Annotated in this window: 11 protein-coding genes and 4 pseudogenes; 3 read left to right on the top strand and 12 right to left on the bottom strand. The window is 69.8% G+C overall.

The genetic code is table 11. The annotated features are described in order from the left end of the window. Positions 1–14: 14 nt before the first annotated feature. The 6 genes from ABT342_RS07030 to ABT342_RS07055 form a co-directional block, all read right to left on the bottom strand. Positions 15–1475 carry a vWA domain-containing protein gene (locus ABT342_RS07030; RefSeq protein WP_351568194.1) on the bottom strand — a complete coding sequence of 487 codons (1461 nt, stop codon included), beginning with the start codon at positions 1473–1475 and terminating at the stop codon, positions 15–17. Beyond that, positions 1472–2890: a hypothetical protein gene (locus ABT342_RS07035; RefSeq protein WP_351568197.1), complete on the bottom strand. Its 1419-nt coding sequence runs from the start codon at positions 2888–2890 to the stop codon at positions 1472–1474. Before ABT342_RS07035 ends, ABT342_RS07030 begins: the two co-directional genes overlap by 4 nt. Continuing rightward, positions 2860–3378, bottom strand: a complete 519-nt coding sequence (locus tag ABT342_RS07040; RefSeq protein ID WP_351568200.1) for a hypothetical protein — start codon at positions 3376–3378, stop codon at positions 2860–2862. The genes ABT342_RS07035 and ABT342_RS07040 overlap by 31 nt, the downstream gene beginning before the upstream one ends. Before the next feature lie 104 nt (positions 3379–3482). Continuing rightward, positions 3483–4703, bottom strand: coding sequence for a DUF418 domain-containing protein (locus ABT342_RS07045; RefSeq protein ID WP_502965477.1), 1221 nt, complete (start codon positions 4701–4703; stop codon positions 3483–3485). A gap of 145 nt (positions 4704–4848) precedes the next feature. Then, complete coding sequence (locus ABT342_RS07050; protein ID WP_351568203.1) at positions 4849–5502, bottom strand: response regulator; 654 nt, start codon at positions 5500–5502, stop codon at positions 4849–4851. Then, positions 5486–9673, bottom strand: a complete 4188-nt coding sequence (locus tag ABT342_RS07055; RefSeq protein ID WP_351568206.1) for a HAMP domain-containing protein — start codon at positions 9671–9673, stop codon at positions 5486–5488. The genes ABT342_RS07050 and ABT342_RS07055 overlap by 17 nt, the downstream gene beginning before the upstream one ends. Before the next feature lie 291 nt (positions 9674–9964). Between ABT342_RS07055 and ABT342_RS07060 the strand changes: the two genes are divergently transcribed. Then, positions 9965–11800, top strand: a complete 1836-nt coding sequence (locus tag ABT342_RS07060) for a SpoIIE family protein phosphatase (RefSeq protein ID WP_351568209.1) — start codon at positions 9965–9967, stop codon at positions 11798–11800. A gap of 523 nt (positions 11801–12323) precedes the next feature. Continuing rightward, a complete protein-coding gene (locus ABT342_RS07065; protein ID WP_351568212.1) occupies positions 12324–13790 on the top strand; it encodes a glycosyltransferase family 39 protein in 1467 nt (488 codons plus the stop codon). 176 nt (positions 13791–13966) lie between these two features. Here the strand turns inward: ABT342_RS07065 and ABT342_RS07070 are convergent. The 3 pseudogenes from ABT342_RS07070 to ABT342_RS07080 all read right to left on the bottom strand — a co-directional run. Further along, positions 13967–14287: pseudogene (locus tag ABT342_RS07070) on the bottom strand (MBL fold metallo-hydrolase); the annotation flags it as partial. An 885-nt stretch (positions 14288–15172) separates the two neighbouring features. Beyond that, a pseudogene (locus tag ABT342_RS07075) lies at positions 15173–16294 on the bottom strand (cation:proton antiporter); the annotation flags it as partial. A 264-nt stretch (positions 16295–16558) separates the two neighbouring features. Continuing rightward, a pseudogene (locus tag ABT342_RS07080) lies at positions 16559–16786 on the bottom strand (hypothetical protein); the annotation flags it as partial. On the opposite strand from ABT342_RS07080, the pseudogene ABT342_RS07085 reads away from it, so the two are divergent. Next, positions 16694–17192, top strand: a pseudogene (locus tag ABT342_RS07085) (GTP-binding protein); the annotation flags it as partial. The pseudogenes ABT342_RS07080 and ABT342_RS07085 sit on opposite strands and share 93 nt — an antisense overlap. Positions 17193–17357: 165 nt before the next feature. Here the strand turns inward: ABT342_RS07085 and ABT342_RS07090 are convergent. The 3 genes from ABT342_RS07090 to ABT342_RS07100 form a co-directional block, all read right to left on the bottom strand. After that, positions 17358–18170 carry an ABC transporter ATP-binding protein gene (locus ABT342_RS07090; RefSeq protein WP_351568215.1) on the bottom strand — a complete coding sequence of 271 codons (813 nt, stop codon included), beginning with the start codon at positions 18168–18170 and terminating at the stop codon, positions 17358–17360. Next, entirely contained in the window at positions 18170–19198 is a 1029-nt protein-coding gene (locus ABT342_RS07095) for a FecCD family ABC transporter permease (protein WP_351568865.1), read from the bottom strand. Before ABT342_RS07095 ends, ABT342_RS07090 begins: the two co-directional genes overlap by 1 nt. Before the next feature lie 79 nt (positions 19199–19277). Next, positions 19278–20306 (bottom strand): ABC transporter substrate-binding protein, encoded by a 1029-nt coding sequence (locus ABT342_RS07100; protein ID WP_351568218.1) that lies wholly within the window; start codon positions 20304–20306, stop codon positions 19278–19280. Between the last annotated feature and the right edge of the window lie 36 nt (positions 20307–20342).

The raw sequence follows: 20342 nt of genomic DNA on the forward strand, positions 1-20342 counted from the left end.
GGGCCTTTCAGGTCTTAGGCGAGGAACGTCTTGAGTTCGTGGACGAGCTTGCGGATGTGGCCGGAGAGCACCGGCGTACCGAGATCCTTGAAGCGCTCCCGGAACCACGGGTTGACGCTTCCGCGGCCGGAACTGGTCACCGAGCCGACCGGGATGAACTTGGCTCCGGAGCGGTGAATGGCGGCCATGCTCTCGAACAGCTGCTCGCTGCGCCATTCGTAGAAGTCGGAGATCCACACCACGACGGTGTTGCGGGGCTCGGCGATCTTCGGCTGGGCCAGTGCCATGGCGACCGTGCCGTCGGTGCCGCCCCCGAGGTTGGTGCGCAGCAGGGTCTCGAAGGGGTCGTGCACCCACGGCGTGAGGTCGAGCGCCTGTGTGTCGTACGCGATCAGGTGGACGTCCACCTTGGGCAGCCCGGCGAAGATCGACGCCAGGATGGTGCAGTTCACCATCGCATCGACCATCGAGCCCGACTGGTCCACGACGACGATCAGCCGCTGGGGCGTCGTCTTGCGGGCGGTGTGCCGGTAGTAGAGGCGGTCGACGTACAGCCGCTCCTCCTCCGGGCTCCAGTTGGTGAGGTTCTTCCAGATCGTGCGGTCGAGGTCGAGGTTGCGGAACACCCGCTTGGGCGGGACGGAGCGGGCCAGGGCGCCCACCGTGGCCTTCTCCACCTGGGTGCGCAGCACTTCGGCGACCTCGTCGACGAATCGGCGGATCAGGGCCTTGGCGTTGGCCAGGGCCACCCCCGAGAGGTTGTTCTTGTCCCGCAGGAGCTGCTCGATGAGCGACATGCTCGGGGTCAGCCGGGCGGCGAGCTCGGGATCGGCCAGCACCTCGCGCAGGTGCATCCGCTTGACGAGGTCGGCCTCGATGGCGCCGAGTTCCGGGCCGATCTCCGGAATCAGCCGGCCGAGGTCGGGCGTCGTGCCGCGGCCTCCGGTGCCGGTGGGGCTGACGCCCGCTCCTGGAGCTCCCGCGCCTGCTCGGCCGCCGCGCAGCTCGCCCGGCTTGCAGCCGAGCGCGCGCTCCAGCCAGGCCGCGTCGGACTGCCAGCGCGCCAGCTGTCCGGCGGTGACCGTGCCCGATCCGGCGGCGAAGACGTTGAGCAGCACCTTCGACACCAGGGCCGCGCGCCGTACTTCGGCGGCCCGGTCGCGTGCGCCGTCATCGTCGGCCTCGGGCGCCATCAGTCCGTCGAACTCGGCGGCCAGCTCCGGGTGGCGCTGCACGATCGAGTCGACGGAGGCCTGCGGGTCCAGCAGCGCGGTCGGCAGGCCGATGTCCTCGACGACGGCGAGGCTCGCCGATTCCAGCGTGGCCTGCTCCTCCTGGTCGAATAGGCGGGCGAGGAGCCGCCAGTACAGCACCTGACGGCGGTTGTCGTGAGGGTCCGTCCCGGCGTTCCGCGGGGTCGTGTACGCGGCCGACCGCTCGGTTCCGGGGGCGTGCCCGGTCGTGTGCTCCGTCATTTCCGCAGCAACCTCCCGGCACGCTCCCGCAGCACGGCGACGGCGTCGGTGGCGGCCTTCTCGGCCTTGACTCCGGCCTTGTCCGTCGTCCCTCCGGCCCATCCCCCGGCGTGCAGCGCGACGGCCTTCTTCCGCACGGTCGCCTCGACGGCCAAGGGCTGAACGCGATACGTCCCGGCGTCCCAGCGGAGCAGCCCGATGCAGGCCCCGGACGCCGTTACGGCCTCGGGGGTGAGCGGACCGGCGGTCGGAATGCGGTCGGTGTCGACAACGAGAGGGTGTCCCGCGACGGTGAACGTCAGTGCGTCGTCCTCCTTGTGGGCCGTGTAGCCCTCCAGGAACACGGGTACGGCGATGCGCGCCGGGTGCCGGTCCAGCGGCGCGGTCGCCACGGCGGTCGCGGTGGGCAGGGCGACGCGTGCGGTGGCGAAGGCATCGGCGGGCTCGCTCGGGCGGGCGTGCTCGTCGCTCCAGATCAGGTCGCCCTCGGGGGTGACCGGCATGCCGGCGAGGTCCATCGAGCGGCCTTCGCCGACGGCCGCCAGGAGCGACATGTGCGGGCGGAGCAGCTGCCAGAGGCCGGATCCGACGACCGTGTCGGGCTTCGGCACCGACACGGCCGCGCGCACCAGACAGGGCGCGGCGCCGTCGGCGGGCTCGAACACCGCGTGGACCTGGGCCTGTACGGCGGTCGCGTGTTCATGCACGTCGACACCGAGGGGGAGGAGGCGGCCGGTGACGGTACCGGTCATGGGCGCGTCGGCCGCACCGGGCAGCGTCAGCAGCATCGCGCGTGACCACAGGTCGGCCCAGCGGCGTGCCGGGACGCGCTCCAGAGCCGCGCCCGGGCAGGAGGCGGCGAGTTCGGCGGCGAAGCCGTCGAGGAGCGTCGCCAGGCGGCGCAGGGCCAGGTCCGGAAGCATCGCGGAGACGAGTTGCGCCGCCCCGGAGACCACCTCGTGGTCGATGCCCTGCCACCCGCAGCGCGCCAGGTCGGACAGCCAGGAGCGGGCGGCGGCGAGCACGTTAGCCGCTTGTCCCCCGCCGGGCGCCGGAGCGTTCTGCTCGCCGCGGGGCCGACCGGTCGCCTCCTCGACACGGGTCATCAGCGCGTCGTGGACGGAACCGAGCAGTGCGGCGCGGGCGGCGGCGAGGGCCACGAAGTGGTCTTCGCTCGCGGCGCCGGCCGCCGCCTTCTCGGCGGCTTCGGCGACCCTGGCGGCGAGCGGCGTCCCCGCGACGGCATCGGCGAGCTCGGCCAGGCCGGCCGCCAGGGCGGGCTGGGGACGGAGCAGACCGCCGGCCAGGGCCTGGTCGAAGGCGTCGACGGCCGCCAGGGCTTCGTCGAGCCCGGCGATGGTCTCGGCGAGCAGATCGGCACGCATCACGCCACCGCCCTGGTCGGCGGGAACCACTGCATCTCCGGCAGCGGCGCGGTGGTCGGGGCGAGTTCCAGATAGGCCAGGTGCCGCAGGAACCGGCTGAAGACGGGCGCGGCGGCCGCGCTGTCCCCCTGGGACGGACGGGTGTTGCTCATGGCGACGGCGATGGCCGGCCCGCTCGCATCCCCGTCCGCGAGCTCGACCCGCAGGTAGCGGGCGACGCGCCGGGCGCCGTACTGCAGCACCGCCTCGTTGATCAGGGCCCGGATGTGATTGCAGTACGACCCCCGCGCGCCGCCGCAGGGCCGGTTGTTGTTGGTGCTGCAGGCGAACGCGTAGGTGCCGGCCTTGACCGACGAGACGTAGACCCGCCCGATGTCCGAGCCGCTGGACACCACACCCTGCAGGCGTCCGTCGGCCAGCTCGACGAACGGAACCTTGGCGAGCTTGCGCGGCTGTACGGGTGCGATCACCCGTGCCGTGCTCGACCTCTCCCAATCTGACAACGCACCATCTCCCATGCACCAGGACGAGTTCCGCGCCACAACGACGGAACACACTGAACATAGATGCGACCACTGACAACGCCGGTGGCCTGGGGAAATGGAAGGTATGGCCGCCGGACTCAGCGCCGGAGCAGTCGCTTCTGCACCGACTCCAGCGGTCCGTGCTCGAACCGCCGCAGCCACAGGCTCGCCCCCGCCACGAGCACCAGGCAGATCGTCGCCCACAGACCCATCACCCACCACGGGCCACTGCCCGCCAGGCGGGACGCCAGGCCGAGGCCGATGCCGTAACAGGCGAGCATGGCGAGCACGTTCTGAAGGACGTAGCAGGTCAGGGCCGTACGGCCGACCGAGCTCAGGGCGGAGGTCAACAGGCCCGGGTTGCGGAGCCGGTCCATCACCATGCCGATGAGGCCGAGGTAGCCGATCGCCAGGACCGGCGCCGCCCCGTACCGCTCCAGGAGGAAGAAGTCGGAACCGCCCAGCACCGCAAGGGTGTTGAGAGGTATGCCGATCCCCAGTCCCCACCCGGCCAGTCGGCGCCGGATGCGCCGCCCCGCCTCATCGCCCTGAAAGGCCCCGGCCCTGAAAAGCCGTACGCCGAGAAGGAACAGGAACACCAACAGCATGAAGGAGAACACCGGTTCCATGCGCAGCACCACGGCATGCGACAGCCGGAACGCGACCTGCTCCGCGTAACTCCCCTCGGCGTACAGCTTCACGACATCGGCATCCGCAGCGGCCTCGCCGCCGTCACTCGTCTCGGCGCCCGAGGCGAGCAGTATGGCAACCGTGAGCAGCGTCATCGCCATGAGATGGAGTCCCCCCATGGCGATCCACGTCACGCGCTGGGCCCGCGCGGAGCGCGTGAGCAGCCAGGCCACCAGCAGCGCGACCACCGCGTACCCCATCAGCACGTCCCAGGCGAAGACGAGTACGAAGTGCACGGTCCCCTCGGCGAAGAGGAACAACGCCCGCCACTTGTACCGCCCCGGCCACGGCTGCCCGCGCTTGGCGGCGGACCGGAACTGGATGGCCAGCCCGACTCCGAAGAGAATCGTCAGCATCGACAGGAACTTGCCGTTCGCGACGGACCGGAAGACCGTCTCCGCCACCCCGGCCGGGGAAGACGAATCGGCCGTGTCCGCGCCCCCGCTGAGGAGACCCCACTCGGCGCCCGGCCCGGCGAAGATCCAGACGTTGCTCATCAACGTCCCGAGAATCGCCACCCCACGCAGTACGTCCAGCAGTGGCAGGCGCGCCGCCCGCGCTCCGTCGGCCGCGCTCCCGGTGGACTTCCCGGCCGCCACGACGGCTCGCGTCCCTACTACGTCAGCCACCTCGCCCCACTCCCATGATGATCGCCGTTTTCACCATGGTCGGGGCGCGCGGCGCCGGATTCCTCGTCCGCGGTGACGAAAGCCCACTACATCCTTCGACGCAGTCCGTACGGAGCGTGGGAGCTGTCCGTCGTCCGGGCGGACCCTAGGCCGTATGCCGCACCCTCAGACTGTTCACCGCACGTCGAAGCCTGCCCGTGCGCTCGGCGAGGCCGGCCGCCTCGGGGCCCTCCGTATCGCGCAGTTGCAGCTCGATCTGAGCGAGCTCTTCCGCGATCTCCGCCAGCCGGTTCTCCGGTTCCGCCGCCTCCACGCGCGTCCGGTCGGCCATCAGAAGCCGCCGCAACTGCTCGGCCTGCATCGCCAGCTGGCGGTTCTTGCGGTCGAGGTCGAGGAAGACGCTCACTTTGGTGCGCAGCACCCAGGGGTCGAACGGCTTGGTGAGAAAGTCGGCGGCGCCGATCGCGTATCCCCGGTAGGCGTAGTCCGTGTCGGCGTCGGTCCCGGTCAGCAGGATGATGGGCACGTCTTTGGTCTGATCGAGGCGCTTGATGGTGGCGGCGGTCTCGAAGCCGTCCATGCCGGGCATCAGGACGTCCAGCAGGACGACGGCGAAGTTCTGGCGCAGCATCGCCTTCAGCGCCTCCTCTCCGGAGGAGGCTCGTACCAACTGCTGGTGGAGGGGGCCGAGCACGGCCTCCAACGCGATGAGGTTCTCCTCCATGTCGTCGACGAGGAGGATGCTGCACTTGTCAGGGGCGGTGGTGGTCATGGCCTCTGCCTCAGCGGTTCTCGTCATCTTCATCGTCATCAGCTTCGGCTTCAACTTCGGCATCGGCATCGGCATCGGCATCGGCGATCGCGAGCTCTGAGGGCGCGCCCTGCGGGTCGAGCAGGTCGCAGATGACCGACAGCAGGTGGTCGACGTCCACGGGCTTGGGCACGTAGTCGGAGGCTCCGCTGTCGATCGCCTTGGCGCGGTCTCCCGGCATGGCCTTGGCGGTCAGCGCGATGATCGGCAGATGGGCGAGGCGAGCAGTGGCCCGGATGGCCCGTATCGTCTCGTAACCATCCATCTCGGGCATCATGATGTCCATCAGAACCAGCGACACATCGGGGAACCGCTGCAGAACCTCAAGGCCCTCGCGGCCGTTCTCCGCGTACTTCACCGTGATGCCGACGCGGCCCAGCACATGCGTGAGCGCGAAAACGTTACGGATGTCGTCGTCGACGATGAGGATGAGACGTCCGGCCAGCACCCGGCCGGGGCGTCCGCTCAGCCACTCCTTGAGCCGTGTCGTCTCCGGCCAGGCGTCCTCTCGGATCTCCGCGGGCCCCATGGCGCCCCAGCCGACCAGACTGTCCGGAGCGCCGATCACGGTGTTCGGCGCGTAGACGGTGGCGGGCCGCACCGGTTCCGGCTGCATGGGGAGCACGGGTGGGACAGGACCCGGGGCCGACACGGCAGCCGGGGCGCGTGCGAGCTCGGAGGCCGTGACAGGGGGCCCCGTGACCCGCAGTGCCGCCGCTTCCGGCGTGGCGGCGGCGCCGGGGTAGCGCGCCGGAATGTAGAGGGTGAACTGGGAGCCGACCCCCACCTCACTCTCGGCGACGATCCGGCCGCCGAGCATCCCGGCGATCTCCCGGCTGATGGACAGGCCGAGACCCGTACCGCCGTACTTGCGGCTGGTGGTGCCGTCGGACTGCTGGAACGCTTCGAAGACCACCGGAAGCTTCTCGGGCGGAATGCCGATCCCGGTGTCCTTGACCGAGAAGGCGATGACGTCCTCCGCCGTCTTCAGCGTCTCCTCCTCGAAGCGCTCCCCGGACACCCGGTCGACACGCAGCTTCACGCCACCGGAGGTGGTGAACTTCACCGCGTTGGACAGCAGATTGCGCAGAATCTGCTGGAGCCGCTGTTCGTCGGAGAACAGCTCCCGTGGCACGTCGTCGGCCACCGCGATCTCGAAGCTCAGCCCGCGGTCCACGGTCAGCGGATGGAAGGAAGCGTGCACGTAGTCGAGCAGCTTGTTCAGCGGCAGCGGCTTCGGGTGCACGTCCATGCGGCCCGCCTCGATCTTCGACAGGTCGAGGATGTCGCTGATCAGCTGGAGCAGGTCCGAGCCCGCCCGGTGGATGGTGGCGGCGAACTGCACTTCCTGGTCGGACAGATGGCCATCATGATTGTCGGCAAGGAGCCGCGCCAGGATCAGCAGCGAGTTGAGCGGAGTGCGCAGCTCGTGCGACATGTTCGCCAGGAACTCCGACTTGTACTGCGAGGCGGTCGCGAGCAGCGCCGCCTTCTCCTCCAGCTCGGCGTTGGAGCGCTGCAGCTCGTCGGAGCGCATCCGCAGCTCGGCGGTGAGCCGCTGCGACTCCGACAGCAGCGACTCCGTACGGGAGTTGGCGATGATGGTGTTGATCGAAACACCGATGGTGTTGGCGAACTGGTCGATGAAGGCCAGGTGTACGTCGCTGAACCTGCTGAGGGAGGCCAGCTCGATCACGCCGAGCACCTGGTCCTCGAAGAGGATCGGCAGGATGACGACACTGTGCGGGAGCGACGAGCCGAGCCCGGAGTTGATGGTGATGTAGTCCGGCGGGGCGTCCGTGATGATGATGCGCTTCTTCTCCTGGGCGGCTTGGGCGATCAGGCCGCGTCCCGGGGTGCCGGTTCCGGGGAGCGGTCCGCGACTGCCGGCCTGGTCGGTGCCGTACCCGGCGATGAATTCCAGGCCCGCGCCGGGCGGTGCACCGGCCTCGGACAGGAAGAACGCGCCGAACTGCGCGTTCACCAGTGGTGTCAGCTCGCGCAGGATCAGGTCGGCGACCTCCACCAGGTCGCGGTGGCCCTGCATCAGGGCGGCCATACGGGTGAGGTTGGACTCGAGCCAGTCCTTGGCGCGGGTGGTCTCGCGAAGGTTGGCCACCATGAGGTTGACGTTGTTCTTCAGCTCGGCGACCTCGCCCTGCGCCTCGACCGCGATGGAGCGGGACATGTCGCCCTGGGTGACCGCGCTGGCCACCTCGGCGATGGCACGCACCTGGGTGGTCAGGTTCAGGGCCAGCTCGTTGACGTTCGTGGTCAGCCGCTTCCAGGTGCCGTAGACGCCCTCGACGCGGGCCTGGCCGCCGAGCTGCCCTTCGCTGCCGACCTCGCGGGCGACGCGGGTGACCTCGGAGGCGAACGAGGAGAGCGTGTCCACCATCGTGTTGATGGTGGTCTTCAGCTCCAGGATCTCGCCGCGCGCGTCGACGTCGATCTTCTTCGACAGGTCGCCCTGGGCGACGGCGGTGGCGACCTGGGCGATGTTGCGCACCTGGGAGGTCAGGTTGTCGGCCATGAAATTGACGTTGTCGGTGAGGTCCTTCCACACCCCGGAGACACCTCGGACCTGGGCGCGCCCGCCGAGCCGGCCCTCGGTGCCGACCTCGCGGGCGACCCGGGTGACCTCGTCGGCGAAGGCCCGCAGCTGGTCGACCATCGTGTTGATGGTGTCCTTCAGCTCCAGGATCTCGCCGCGCGCGTCCACCGTGATCTTCTTCGACAGGTCACCGTCGGCGACGGCCGTGGTCACCTGCGCGATGTTGCGCACCTGGGAGGTCAGGTTCAGCGCCATGAAGTTGACGTTGTCCGTCAGCTCCTTCCAGACGCCCGAGACGCCGCGGACCTGCGCCTGACCGCCCAGGTTCCCCTCGGTGCCGACCTCGCGGGCGACGCGGGTGACCTCGTCGGCGAACGCGGACAGCTGGTCGACCATCGTGTTGATCGTCGACTTCAGCTCCAGGATCTCGCCCTTCGCCTCCACGGTGATCGTCTTGCCGAGGTCGCCCTGGGCGACGGCGGTGGCGACCTGGGCGATGTTGCGCACCTGGGAGGTCAGGTTGTCGGCCATGAAGTTGACGTTGTCGGTGAGGTCCTTCCACACCCCGGAAACGCCGCGGACCTGGGCGCGCCCGCCGAGCCGGCCCTCGGTGCCGACCTCGCGAGCGACCCGGGTGACCTCGTCGGCGAACGCGGACAACTGGTCGACCATCGTGTTCACGGTGCTCTTGAGCTGCAGGATCTCGCCGCGTGCGTCCACCGTGATCTTCTGGCTCAGATCGCCGTTGGCGACCGCCGTGGTCACCTGGGCGATGTTGCGCACCTGGGAGGTCAGGTTCGAGGCCATGAAGTTGACGTTGTCGGTGAGGTCCTTCCACACCCCGGAGACGCCCGGTACCTGGGCGCGGCCGCCCAGCTGCCCCTCGGTGCCGACCTCGCGGGACACCCGGGTCACCTCGTCGGCGAACGCCCTCAGCTGGTCGACCATCGTGTTCACGGTGAGCTTCAGCTCCAGCAGCTCGCCCGTCGCCTCGACCGTCACCTGCTGGGTCAGATCGCCGCGCGCCACCGCGGTGGTCACGACCGCGATGTCGCGGACCTGCGCCGTCAGCCGCGAGGCCATCGTGTTGACGGCCTCCGTCACGTAGCGCCAGTCGCCCGACAGGCCCTGCACCTTGGCGCGCCCGCCGAGCCGGCCCTCGGTGCCGACCTCCCGGGCGACCCGGGTGACCTCGCCGGTGAACAGCGACAGCTGGTCCACCATCCGGTTCACGCCCCGCCCCAGGCGCCGCAGGTCGCCGCGGAGCTGGCGGGTCTCGTGGTGCAGCTCGACCCGCTGGGTCAGATCGCCGTCGGCGACCGCGTCCAGCACGCGCGTGGCGTTCGCGACCGGCGTGACCAGTGCTTCGAGCAGTGAGTTGGTGGCGTCCACGCTGGTGGTCCAGGCACCCTGTCCGGGGCTCGCCGCGATCCGCTCGTCCAGCCGGCCCTGCCGAACCACCTCGCGGCGCACCCGCTGAAGTTCCAGGGCCAGATGCGCGTTCCGCGCGACGATCTGGTTGAAAGCTCCCGCCATCTCGGCGAGCAGGCCCTCGTGCAATCCGTCCACACGTACGGTGAAATCGCCGTCGCACAGAGAGTTCATCGCTGCGAGCAATGGGCGCAATTCGGCCGGGCGCACCCACTGTCCATCCGGGGCGGAGGTCGGTTGACCTGCGCGTTCAGGTGACTCGTCGAATTTCCCGGACAAGGTGGTGGGGGAAACGGAATCGGGTGCGGCCGGGTCGAGCTTCATGAGGACCCCATACTCGAAAATCAGGACATATGGGCATCTTGATCGCCTTATTAGGTTACATTGGGTGCTCTCAATGTCGAAGTGATCCAGGGGCCGCACGTGGGGCCGTCCTCCCTCTACCCACGGGAGTCCGTTTCGCGGATGAGGCTCCCCGCGAACGAGCTCGCGGCTTCTGCTGCCCGAAAATTCGTGCGCGCCGCGCTCGCCGAATGGGGCTCGCCGCCCCCCTCCGGGGCACCCGCAGTGCCCCGGCCGCCGCTGATCACCGACCGGCTCGTCGACGACGCCGTGCTTCTCGTCAGCGAACTGGTCACCAACGCGATCATGCACGCCGGCACGGACATCGAGGTGGCCTGCCGTCTCGAGTCCGGACCCGGCCCCCTCGTCCCGTACGCGGCGGACGCGCCCAAGCACTCGGGGGTCGTCGTCGAGGTGGTGGACCACAATCCCTCCCGCGCGGTGCGCGGCGGGAGGGACGCATGGCGCGAGGACCGCGGCCACGGCTTCCAGCTCGTACGCGCACTGGCCGAATCATGGGGAGTGATCTACCGGCGCAGCGAGAAGTCCGTGTGGTTCCGGCTGGAGACCGCTCGCAGCACGGCGAAGCCCGACGACTCCGTCAGCCCCTCCACCGACAGCGCCGCCACGGACGCGCTCCAGCCCGAGTCGCGCGCCCCGGAAATCCTCCCTCCCTCCCGGTCCCGTCCCACCCGGGGCCGCACCGCCGAATGGGTCGACCGCGGCGGGCCCACGTTCGTCGCCGAGGCCGGCGAACTCCTCGCCGGGCAACTGGACGAGGACATGGTCGCCGCGATCGCCGGACAGCTCCTGGTGCCCAGGCTCGCCGACTGGTGCGGCGTGTGGTTGACCACCGACTCCGGCGCCATGCGGCTGTCCCGCGTCTGGCACACGGACGAGCGGTGCATCGGCGGACTGCGCCTGGCGCTCGAGAACGACCCGCCGCCCGCCCGGCTCCGTGCGACCGGCATTCCCTGGCCCTGGCCGCAGAACGCGGACGCCGTCGGCGCGGGCGGCTCCGCGCTGCTCTTTCCCCTCGTCGCGAGCGGCTACTGCCACGGCGCGCTGTTGCTGGGGCGCACGGGGGTGTCACAGATGACCGACGGCCTCGTACGACTTGCGGAGGACGTGGCGCGTCGCGTGGCCCACGCCGTCGCCACAGCCCGCCACTACACCAAGCAGGCCACCATCAGCCGGGCGCTCCAGCGCCGGCAGCTGCCCGAATTCCTCGCCGAGATCCCGGGCTTCGACACGGCGATCGTCTACGAGCCGCACGGCGAGGGCCAGACGGTCGGCGGCGACTTCTACGACCTCTTCCCGATGGGAGACCTCGAAGACCGCCGCTGGTGCTTCCTGCTCGGCGATGTCATGGGCCACGACGTGGAGGCGATGTCCGTCACCGGCCTCGCCCGGCACCTGGTGCGCCTGCTGGCCCGCGAGGGGCACGGCGTCGAATCACTCCTCGGCAGGTTGAACATCGCACTCGCGGAGGAGAGCGTGGAGGCCGTCGCACTCGGCGGCGAGCAGGCGGGGCCACGCTTCCTGAGCCTGCTCTACGGGGAGCTGGAACCCGACCCGGTGGCGGGCGGCGCCCGCTGCACGATCGCCAGCGCCGGGCACCCGCTGCCACTGCTGCTGTCGGCCGACGGCGACGTGGCGCCGGCCGCGGACCCGCAGTTGCTGCTGGGGGTCTCCGAGGGCGCGGAGTTCCACGCGAACTCCTTCCACCTCGCCCCGGGCGAGACACTGCTGTGCGTGACCGACGGCGTGACCGAACGCCGCCGGGGAAACCGTCAGTTGGACGATGCCGACGGGCTGGCCGAGGTGTTGCGTGGATGCGTCGGAATGGGCGCGAAGGCCGTGGCGGAACGGGTGCGCCGGGCCGCGCACGACTTCGGCACCGGCCCGATCGACGACGACCTCGCCGTGATGGTGATCGAAGCGATACCGGTGCCGTGATCCGTCGGACGCGGCGGACTTGCGCAGCGCCGTCGGCACTGCCGCGTCGTCGGCGCGCGTCAACCGGAACGGCCCTCAACGCGTGATGCCCTCGGGCATTTCGACGGTACCGCGATACCACAATCCCCAGTGATGCAGGAACCACCGACACCGATACCAGAATCCATCGATCCACTTAAGGAGGAATTGTTTGTTCCGATAGAAGATGTCGCCGCCCCATCGATGTGCGTACCGATCTTCCGCCAATTCGTTGCCGCTGTTGCCGCGAAAGAATCGCCCCCAGGTGGCCTGCGGCTGCTTCTCCGCCCTCCTCCACCGCCATCTCCACGTCCAGACCTGTACAGACAGCGAGTTGACGCCACCGGAGGCTCCCGTGAGCCGCCTCACACGGGGGCGTGCAGAGTGGATCTTCCCGGTAAGGTCACGTCTGCGCTGCCGGCCTGCCCGACACCCGGATTCACGCCGAGCACCACATCTTGCGAACGATTGTGTGGAACTGGCTGGTCGGGGGGCTGGCCCAATAATGACGAGATTCACAACTGTCCGTCCTCAGCGCTGTCTTTTAGTCTGGCTGATTCCGTTCTTCTGGACCGTCACGCTCGGCCTGTGGGGGCTGTCGCGGCAGCACAGTCTCTGGCGGGACGAGGCCGCTACCTGGCAGGTCGCGCTCCGGTCCACCGGCGAGATCGTGCGCATGCTGGAGCACGTCGACGTCGTGCACGGTCTCTACTACCTGTTCATGCATGGGCTGTTCGAGTGCTTCGGCCCTTCGACCACGGTGTTGCGTCTGCCCTCCGTGCTGGCCGTCGCGGTGGGAGCGGCATGTGTGGCGGAGCTCGGGCGGCGGCTGGCAGGGAGTCCGGTGGGCCTGGGCGGAGGCATGGCGTTCGGGCTGCTTCCCTCCGTGCAGTTCTATCTCCAGGAGGGCCGTCCGTACGCCCTGGTGGCAGCCGGGGCCGGGCTCTCGACGCTGCTGCTCGTGGCGATACTGCAGGGACGACGGGACCGGTGGGCGTACTGGGCCGGCTACGGCTGCACGATCCTCATATGCGGCCTGCTGAACTGGTTCTCGTTGCTGATTCTGCCCTCGCACCTGGCGACTCTGACGTGGGCACGTGTCGCGCGCAGGACATGGGTCCGGTGGGCCGCGTCATCCGCGGCCGCAATTGCGGGCGCCTCGCCGCTGATTCTCTTCAGCCGGACGCAGTCCGGCCAGGTGTCCTGGATACCGCCGCTGACCTGGCACATGTTGATCGGGCCTGCGGTCCTGCTTGCGATCGCCGGCCTCGGGACCCTGCTGGACCGGCCCCGGGTGGGACGGGTTTCGGCGGCGACCGTCGGGCTGCCACTGCTCGCGGTTCCCCAGCTCGGTCTCGTCGGGCTCTCCCTGTTCAAGCCGCTTTTCGTGGACCGGTACGTCCTGTTCAGCCTGCTGGGTCTGGCCCTGATGATCGGTGTCGTTCTCGGCGCGCTCGTGCGGGCGGTCTCGCGGCGGTCGTCAAGCGCGTCGCGGTGGGTCCTTCCCGTAGCGGTCGCCGTCGCGTCGGTCGCCCTGCTGCCGCAGTCACTGGCCAAGCGCTCGCCGCAGAGCCGGGTGGACGACGTCCTGGCAGCGGCGACGCAGGTGGAGCGGCTGAAGGAGCCCGGGGACGCCGTACTCTTCGTCCCCGCAGCGCGGCGGGACACCAGGATGGTCTCCCCGCACGCGTTCACGGGCCTCCAGGACATAGCCCTGGAGGAGACCCCGGAGCGTTCCGGAACGCTGAAGGGCGTGGAATGGAGCCCTACGCGAATACGGACGGAGATGCTCGCCCAGCAGCGCATCGTTCTCGTCACCGACGCGGCGAAGGTGTCGAAGCCGACGAGTTCGGTCCGGGACGGGACAAAGCTCTCCACCCTGCGGCAGTACTTCACGCCGGTGGCCGACGAACAGGTCCGCGGCCGGAGAGTGACGGTGTACGAGAGGCTCACACCCGACCGCCCGTCGTGACCTCCGCCCACACCGACTTCCCGGGCCTTCGAGACACGGGGTGACGCCTCAACGGCAGACGCGACGGTCCACGCCGAGGCCGCCGCGACCGGGTTGTGCGCAGGTGGTGCGGCGGCGGTGGGTGTGCGGCGGCGGGAACGCCCCGATCGACGTCAGCGCTCACCCGCGAGGTCGAGCTAGTCCCGTGCGACATCCGCCGCGGCATCCGCAGTCCCGGGGCGGCGCCACGGACGGGCGACAGGGCCGGACACCGGGCGCCACCAGGGCTCGACGGGGAGGTCCCCCGCGGGCTCGAAGGGCTCGCCCGGCCGGGGCACCGCCACGGCCTGGCCGGCCTCCTCCCCCGCGTCCATCGTCCATTCCCCGGGCTCCGCCCACGGGTGCAGGGCCAGGTTGAACGTGCCCCAGTGGATCGGCAGCATCACACCGGACGGCCTGCCTCCCTGGAGGTCGAGGTGGGCGCGCATGCCCTCGGCCGGGGTCATGTGGATGTCCGGCAACAACCCCTCGTTCTGTACGCGCTGTGCCGCGCGCCCAGCCGTGTGGTTATGGGTCGACGGCAGCGAGGCCGCCTACCACGCGGCGGGTGAGCGGATCCCATTCGTCCGGCTGGGGGCCGCTAACCGCTGACGCGCCTCACGGCTGCGCGGAAGGCGGAGAGCTCGGGGCCCGAGGACGAGGCGAGAAGGTCCACGACTCGTCGTACGCGGGCGGGCTCCAGGTGGGGGTGGAGGGGGGCGCGAAGGGCCCCGCGCGGTTCTCCATCATCACCATCATCACGATGACCAAGGCCACGCTGGCGAAGATGAGGCAGAGACCGATGGGGTTGTTCGGGTTGTATCGGGTTGTAGTAGTAGCGGTTCGTCCCCCATGCGCTCTTCTTGAATACGGGCTCGTCGTCGTTGTTCACAAACAGCTCCTAGGTGTGGTCGGGTGCCGAGGCCGTCAGCGGAAGTACGCGAGCACCGTGGCGGCAGTGACCGCCCCCAACAGGTGCGGGCGGTCGTCGCCGTCGTACTCGCGACCGCGACGACGGGACTGCCGGTCCTGGCCATGACGGCGGACATCTGCAGCGGCGCGGCATGGGGGCTGACCATCGCAAGGCCGGCAGGGCGCCGGGGCAACACGTCGGCACCATCAACATGGTCATGTGCGCGCGGACCTCGTGATCGAGGCGGTCGGTGACGACGCCGGCGCGCATGTGGTCGTCGCGCCCCGCATCGGGCAGGGCTCCGGCCAGGATGTGCTGGCCTTCCAGGATCGCGAAGGGGTGTCGCTCCCCGCTCACCACCACGATCGCGGCCGCGCCCTCGTCGGCCGGCAACTCGACGGCGCGGAGGACCGACTCATCGGCGGACAGGGAGGCGCACCGCCGAGCGAGGTCACGTGCACGCATGCGCACCCGCCTCCGCGTCGGCGGTCTCCGAGCGAGCCTGCGTCCGCTCTCCGCCGGCCTCGACGAGGTGGTCGACGTGGAACAAGCGGGCGATCGGGACGTCCGTACTGCTGTGGGCGATGATCGAGAAGGCGATGCACACGGCGATGAGCGTGTACGCCTCCTGCCCCTGCGGGATGCCTGCCTGGAGGACCAGCAGGCCGTAGACGACCGACGCGAATCCCTTCGGGCCGAACCAGGCCGCGACCAGCTTCTCCCTGCGGTCGATCCGCGTCCCCCACAGGGACAGCAGCAGCGAACCGGGCCGGACGAGCACGATCGCGAGGATCACCGCCGCGTAGCCGCCGAGTGAGAGGTCCCCGAAGAGCTGCGGGGTGAGCAGCGCGCCGAACACCAGCAGGGCGGCGAACTTGGCGAGCTCCGCCAGCGACTCGCCGAGGGGCTCGAACGCCTTCTGGGACTCGGGCGATACGGCCGCAAGGACCGCGCCCGCGGAGAAGGCGGCGAGATAGGGGTTGGCGTGGGTGAGGTGGCAGGCGGCGTACAGGACGACGCCGGTGGCCAGGGGCAGCAGGGGCTGGAGCTTGGGCTCTGCCCCCAGGAGCCGGAACCGTACGAGTCCGTTGACGATCAGCGGCATCAGGACACCGAAGAGGAGACCGAGCCCTAGCTCCAGGCCGATCATGCCGAGGGACGCCTCGGCGTGGGGCGAGCTCGGTCCTGCGGCGGCGATGAGGATCAGGACGACCGGCAGCGCGAGCCCGTCGTTGATCCCGCTCTCCACGTTGAGGAGTTCACGCAGCCTGGCCGGAACCTCCTTTCGTCCGACGATCGCGGAGGCGAACACCGGGTCGGTCGGCGCGAGGACCGCGCCGACGAGGAACGACGTCGTCCAGTCCAGGCCCACCAGGTAGTGGGTGATCAGCGCCATGCCCACGAAGGCGAGCGGCATCCCCAGCCCCAATGCCCTTGCCGGGTTACGCCAGTTGGCTCGGAGCTTGGCGAACGAGACGTGCATCCCGTCCGTGAACAGGACGGCGAACAGAGCGAGGTCGGCGGTGACCGTGACCATCTCGCTCTCGGGCGTGATGACGCACCCGAGCGACCCCCAGGACTTGTCCGGCCGATCATGTGACGGTCTCACCGCCGCGGCGCAGGCGGTCGGTCCGGCCCTGGGCGGTGTCGGTGAGGTGAATGCCGTGCCGACGCAGCAGCGCGGGGCTGCCCACGAGGAGCCGGGTGCCGTCGAGTTCGGCGCGCATGCCCATGCCGAGGACGACCTCGCACGCCTGGTGGAGGGGGCGTGCAGGTGCTGTTCCTCGGTGTGGGCGACGATGGCCTGGGCCAGGGGGTGACGGGCGTGGAGCTCTCCGGAGGCGGCCAGGCTCAGCACCTCTTCGGCGCCGAACCGTTCGCTGAGCGTGACCACACTGGTGACCAGGGGTTTGCCGAAGGTCAGGGTGCCGGTCTTGTCGAAGACCACGGCCGTCACCCGGCCGACGCCTTCGAGATGGGTGCCGCCCTGCGCGCCGCTCTGAACCGGCTGAACCCGGCCGCGCGGGTCGTGCCCGCCGTCCGCGGGCACATCGCCCTCGACCACGTCCTGGGCACCAGCCTGTTCGACGTCGAGAAGGCGCAGCAGGCACCGGGCTGGGGCCAGGAGCTCAACGGCGGCCATGTCCCCGAGACCGAGACGGATCCTGCGTTCAAAGGGCTTCTTCTGGCTCGCCGGCCGGCCCCACATGACCGGACTGTGGTCCCAGGTCGGCGCCGTGGCCCGGTTCGAACCCTCCGGCACCCGTGGGCCGGAGACCGAGCAGGGCCAGGAGCTGGTCTTCATCGGCACCAGCCTGCGTCGCGAGGCCCTCCTCGCGGCACTGGACGCCTCGCTGCTCGCCCCCGGCGAACCGGCCCCGGAGCAGGACGAGTTCCCCGCGTGGGAGACGTACGGCGTGGACGACGACGCCTGCGACCTCCACGAGCACGCGAGCGCGGGGTCCGCATGAGACTCCGGGCCAGGTGGTGGTCGCAGCCACGGCATCACCCGGCCCGGCTCCTTCTGAAGCACGACGGCGTAGAGAAGCACGACACTGATATGGCCACCGACTGACTCGGTGGCCATGTCAGTGTCGTCAGCAGAACTCGGGCGTCGGGCCGGAAGCCGTCGCGCCCTACCCGGGCTCGAGCTGCATCGCCTGCACGGCAGCCGTTCGCGTGGCGGTCGCGAGGTAGGTGATGCGGAGGGTGTCGGTGGCGGGTTCGCGGTCGACGAGGACCTCGACACCGTAGACGGACATGATCAGGTCCGAGGTCAGCACGCTGTCCGGGGGGCCAGCTGCGACCACCTGTCCGTGCTGGAGGAGGACGAGGTGGTCGCAGTACCGCGCGGCGAGATTGAGGTCGTGCAGGGCGACGACGCAGGTGACGTCGAGCGAGGTCAGCAGGTCCAGGAGTTCGAGCTGGTGGCGGATGTCGAGGTGGTTGGTGGGTTCGTCGAGCAGGATCTCTCGGGGTTCCTGTGCGAGGGCTCGGGCGAGTTGGGCCCGCTGCTTCTCGCCTCCCGAGAGGGTGTGCCAGCTCCGGTCCTGCCGGTCGGTGAGGTCGGTCCGTTCCAGCGCGGCGTCGACGGTCCGCCGGTCGTGCTCAGTGAGGGCGTCGAAGCGGCCGCGGAAGGGTGTGCGGCCGAGTTCGACGACCTGGCGGACGGTGACGTGGTGATGGGCGGTGACGTCCTGTTCGACGACGGCGAGCCGCCGGGCCAGCGCCCGGCGGCCGAGGTCCCGGAGGCCGGTGTCGTCGTAGCGGACGGTTCCGGTGTCGGCGCGGCGCAGTCCGGCGAGCAGGCGCAGCAAGGTCGACTTGCCGGAACCGTTGGGGCCGAGGAGACCGGTGACCTTTCCGTCATGGGCAGCCATGTCGATGCCGTCGAGGAGCCGTTGGCCCTTGACCGACCAGGAGAGGTGGGTGGTGGTGATGCGGCCCATCAGGACTCCAGACGCTTCAGGACCAGCGCGAACGCGGGCGCGCCGAGAAGCGCGGTGATGACGCCGGCGGGCAGTTCGTGGGGGGAGAAGGCCGTGCGTGCGAACACGTCCACCCATATGAGGAAGACGGCGCCGGCGATCGCGGACAGGGGCAGGAGGGAGCGGTGCGTCGGGCCGGCCAGGATACGGACGGCGTGCGGGACGAGCAGGCCGATGAAGCCGATCGCTCCGGAGGCCGCCACGGCGGCCGCCGTGATGACGGAGGTCAGCACCATGAGCCAGACTCGGGCCGCGGTGACGTTGATCCCCAGGGCGGCCGCGGAGTCCCACCCGAAGGTGAAGGCGTCGAGGGCAGGCGCGAAGAACTGCACGGCGACCACCCCGATCAGGATGATGACGACGGTGACGGTCACCCCCTCCCACCGGGCGCCCCCGAGGGTGCCGAGCAGCCAGTAGGTGAAGCCGCGGGTGGAGTTCGCGTCGCCGCTGACCATCAGGATGACCGACGTGACCGCGGCGAAGAACTGGGACACCAGCACGCCGGTCAGCACCACCCGGGACGGGCTGGCCACGCGCCCTCCGCCGAGCAGGAGCAACAGCAGGCCGAAGGAGACCAGGCCGCCGGCGAATGCTCCGGTGGAGAGGGAGACGCTGCCGCCGATGCCCAGCAGGAGTACGGCGACCGCGCCGGTCGAGGCGCCGGAGGAGACTCCGAGCAGGTAGGGGTCGGCCAGGGAGTTCCTGGTGACCGCCTGCAGGACCGCGCCCGAGACGGCCAGGGCCATGCCGACGGCGGCGGCGAGCAGGACTCTCGGGAAGCGGGACTGCCAGATCAGGGCGTCGAGGAGCCCAGGCAGGGGCTCGGTGGGGGCGATGCCGCCCAGGCCGATGTGCCGGAGGATCGTGGAGACGACGTCCAGGGGCCGGATGTCCGCGCTCCCGAACAGCGAGGCAGCGACGACCGACACCAGCAGAGCGGTCACGGCCAGGAACAGGAGCACCGCCGCCGGGGCGCGCCGCCGGCGCACCGGAGCCCCTTCGCGGCGGGAGGTCGGCGCTTCGGTGCGCGCGGCGGTCTTGTGTGAACTCGTCATGATGGTGGACGGGTCACCGGAGCTTGTTCAGGCCGTCGACCAGCGCGGGAACGGCGGACGCGCTGCCGTAGCTGGGATCCATGTGGCTGCCGGAAATGGTGATGAACTTGTCCCCCTTGACGGCGGCGAGCTTGCTGGTGAGGGGGTCCTTCTTGAGAAGCTCGATCTTCTCCTTGGCGGTGTCGTTGGGTTCGCCCCGGGTCAGGTCGGCCAGGATGATGACGTCGGGGTTGCGGGCGGCGACCTCGTCCCAGCTCACCTCCGCCCACTTGGTCTTGGCGTCGGCGAAGATGTTCTCGACCCCGACGAGCTTGGAGATGTGCTGGGGCAGACCACCGGGCCCGGCGGCCCACGGAGTGCCCTCGTAGGTGGAGTAGAACCACATCACCTTCAGCGGCTTGTCCCGCTTCTTGACGGCGCTCACCGCCTTGTCGACCACGGTCTTCTGCTCGGCGGCCAGCTTCTCGCCGGCCTCGGGAACGCCCATGATCCTGCCGAGCCGGCGGTACTCCTCGAACAGCTTCGTGAAGTCCGCGTCGGCCACGCTCTCGTGGTACGTGCAGTCGAACTCGGTCAGATAGGTGGGCACGCCCAGGTCGTGGAACTGCTTGCGCTCACCGGACTGTTCCTTGGTGAACATGCTGGCGAAGGAGCCGTACACGAAGTCCGGCTGGGCCTCCAGCAGCTTCTCGTGCTTGATCTCCGCCCCGGGCGCGGACAGGACGGGGATCTTCTCGTACTGCTCGGCGATCGCCGGCGGCGTCTTCTCGACCTCGTAGCCCGTGCCGCTGATCCGGTCGCCCACGCCGAGGTGGATGAGGATCTCGGCCGCGGTCTGGTTGAGCGTGACGACCTTCTTCGGCGCGGCCTTGTAGGTCACGTCGGTGCCGCAGTTCTTGAGCGTGAACGGGTAGGTCGTCGCGCTCGTCGCCGTCCCGGATGACTTGCCGTCGGCACCGGAGGAGGAGTTGTCGGCGTCGCATCCCGCGACCGCGAGCACCGCCAGGGCCGTGCCTATTATGGAAATCGTTTTCGTTTTCATCGGCTGAGAGTACCAGGTGTTCGAAGGGTCAGAAGG

Origin of the sequence: Streptomyces sp. NPDC000410, assembly GCF_040300305.1 — a bacterium.
Classification (GTDB): Bacteria; Actinomycetota; Actinomycetes; order Streptomycetales; family Streptomycetaceae; genus Streptomyces.

Excerpts from the sequence above, each read along its gene's own strand:
- ABT342_RS07050 (WP_351568203.1), bottom strand. The coding sequence starts at position 5,502 with ATGACGAGAACCGCTGAGGCAGAGGCCATGACCACCACCGCCCCTGAC.
- ABT342_RS07060 (WP_351568209.1), top strand. The coding sequence starts at position 9,965 with ATGAGGCTCCCCGCGAACGAGCTCGCGGCTTCTGCTGCCCGAAAATTC.
- ABT342_RS07030 (WP_351568194.1), bottom strand. The coding sequence starts at position 1,475 with ATGACGGAGCACACGACCGGGCACGCCCCCGGAACCGAGCGGTCGGCC.
- ABT342_RS07090 (WP_351568215.1), bottom strand. The coding sequence starts at position 18,170 with ATGGGCCGCATCACCACCACCCACCTCTCCTGGTCGGTCAAGGGCCAA.
- ABT342_RS07040 (WP_351568200.1), bottom strand. The coding sequence starts at position 3,378 with ATGGGAGATGGTGCGTTGTCAGATTGGGAGAGGTCGAGCACGGCACGG.
- ABT342_RS07100 (WP_351568218.1), bottom strand. The coding sequence starts at position 20,306 with ATGAAAACGAAAACGATTTCCATAATAGGCACGGCCCTGGCGGTGCTC.
- ABT342_RS07065 (WP_351568212.1), top strand. The coding sequence starts at position 12,324 with ATGACGAGATTCACAACTGTCCGTCCTCAGCGCTGTCTTTTAGTCTGG.
- ABT342_RS07055 (WP_351568206.1), bottom strand. The coding sequence starts at position 9,673 with ATGAACTCTCTGTGCGACGGCGATTTCACCGTACGTGTGGACGGATTG.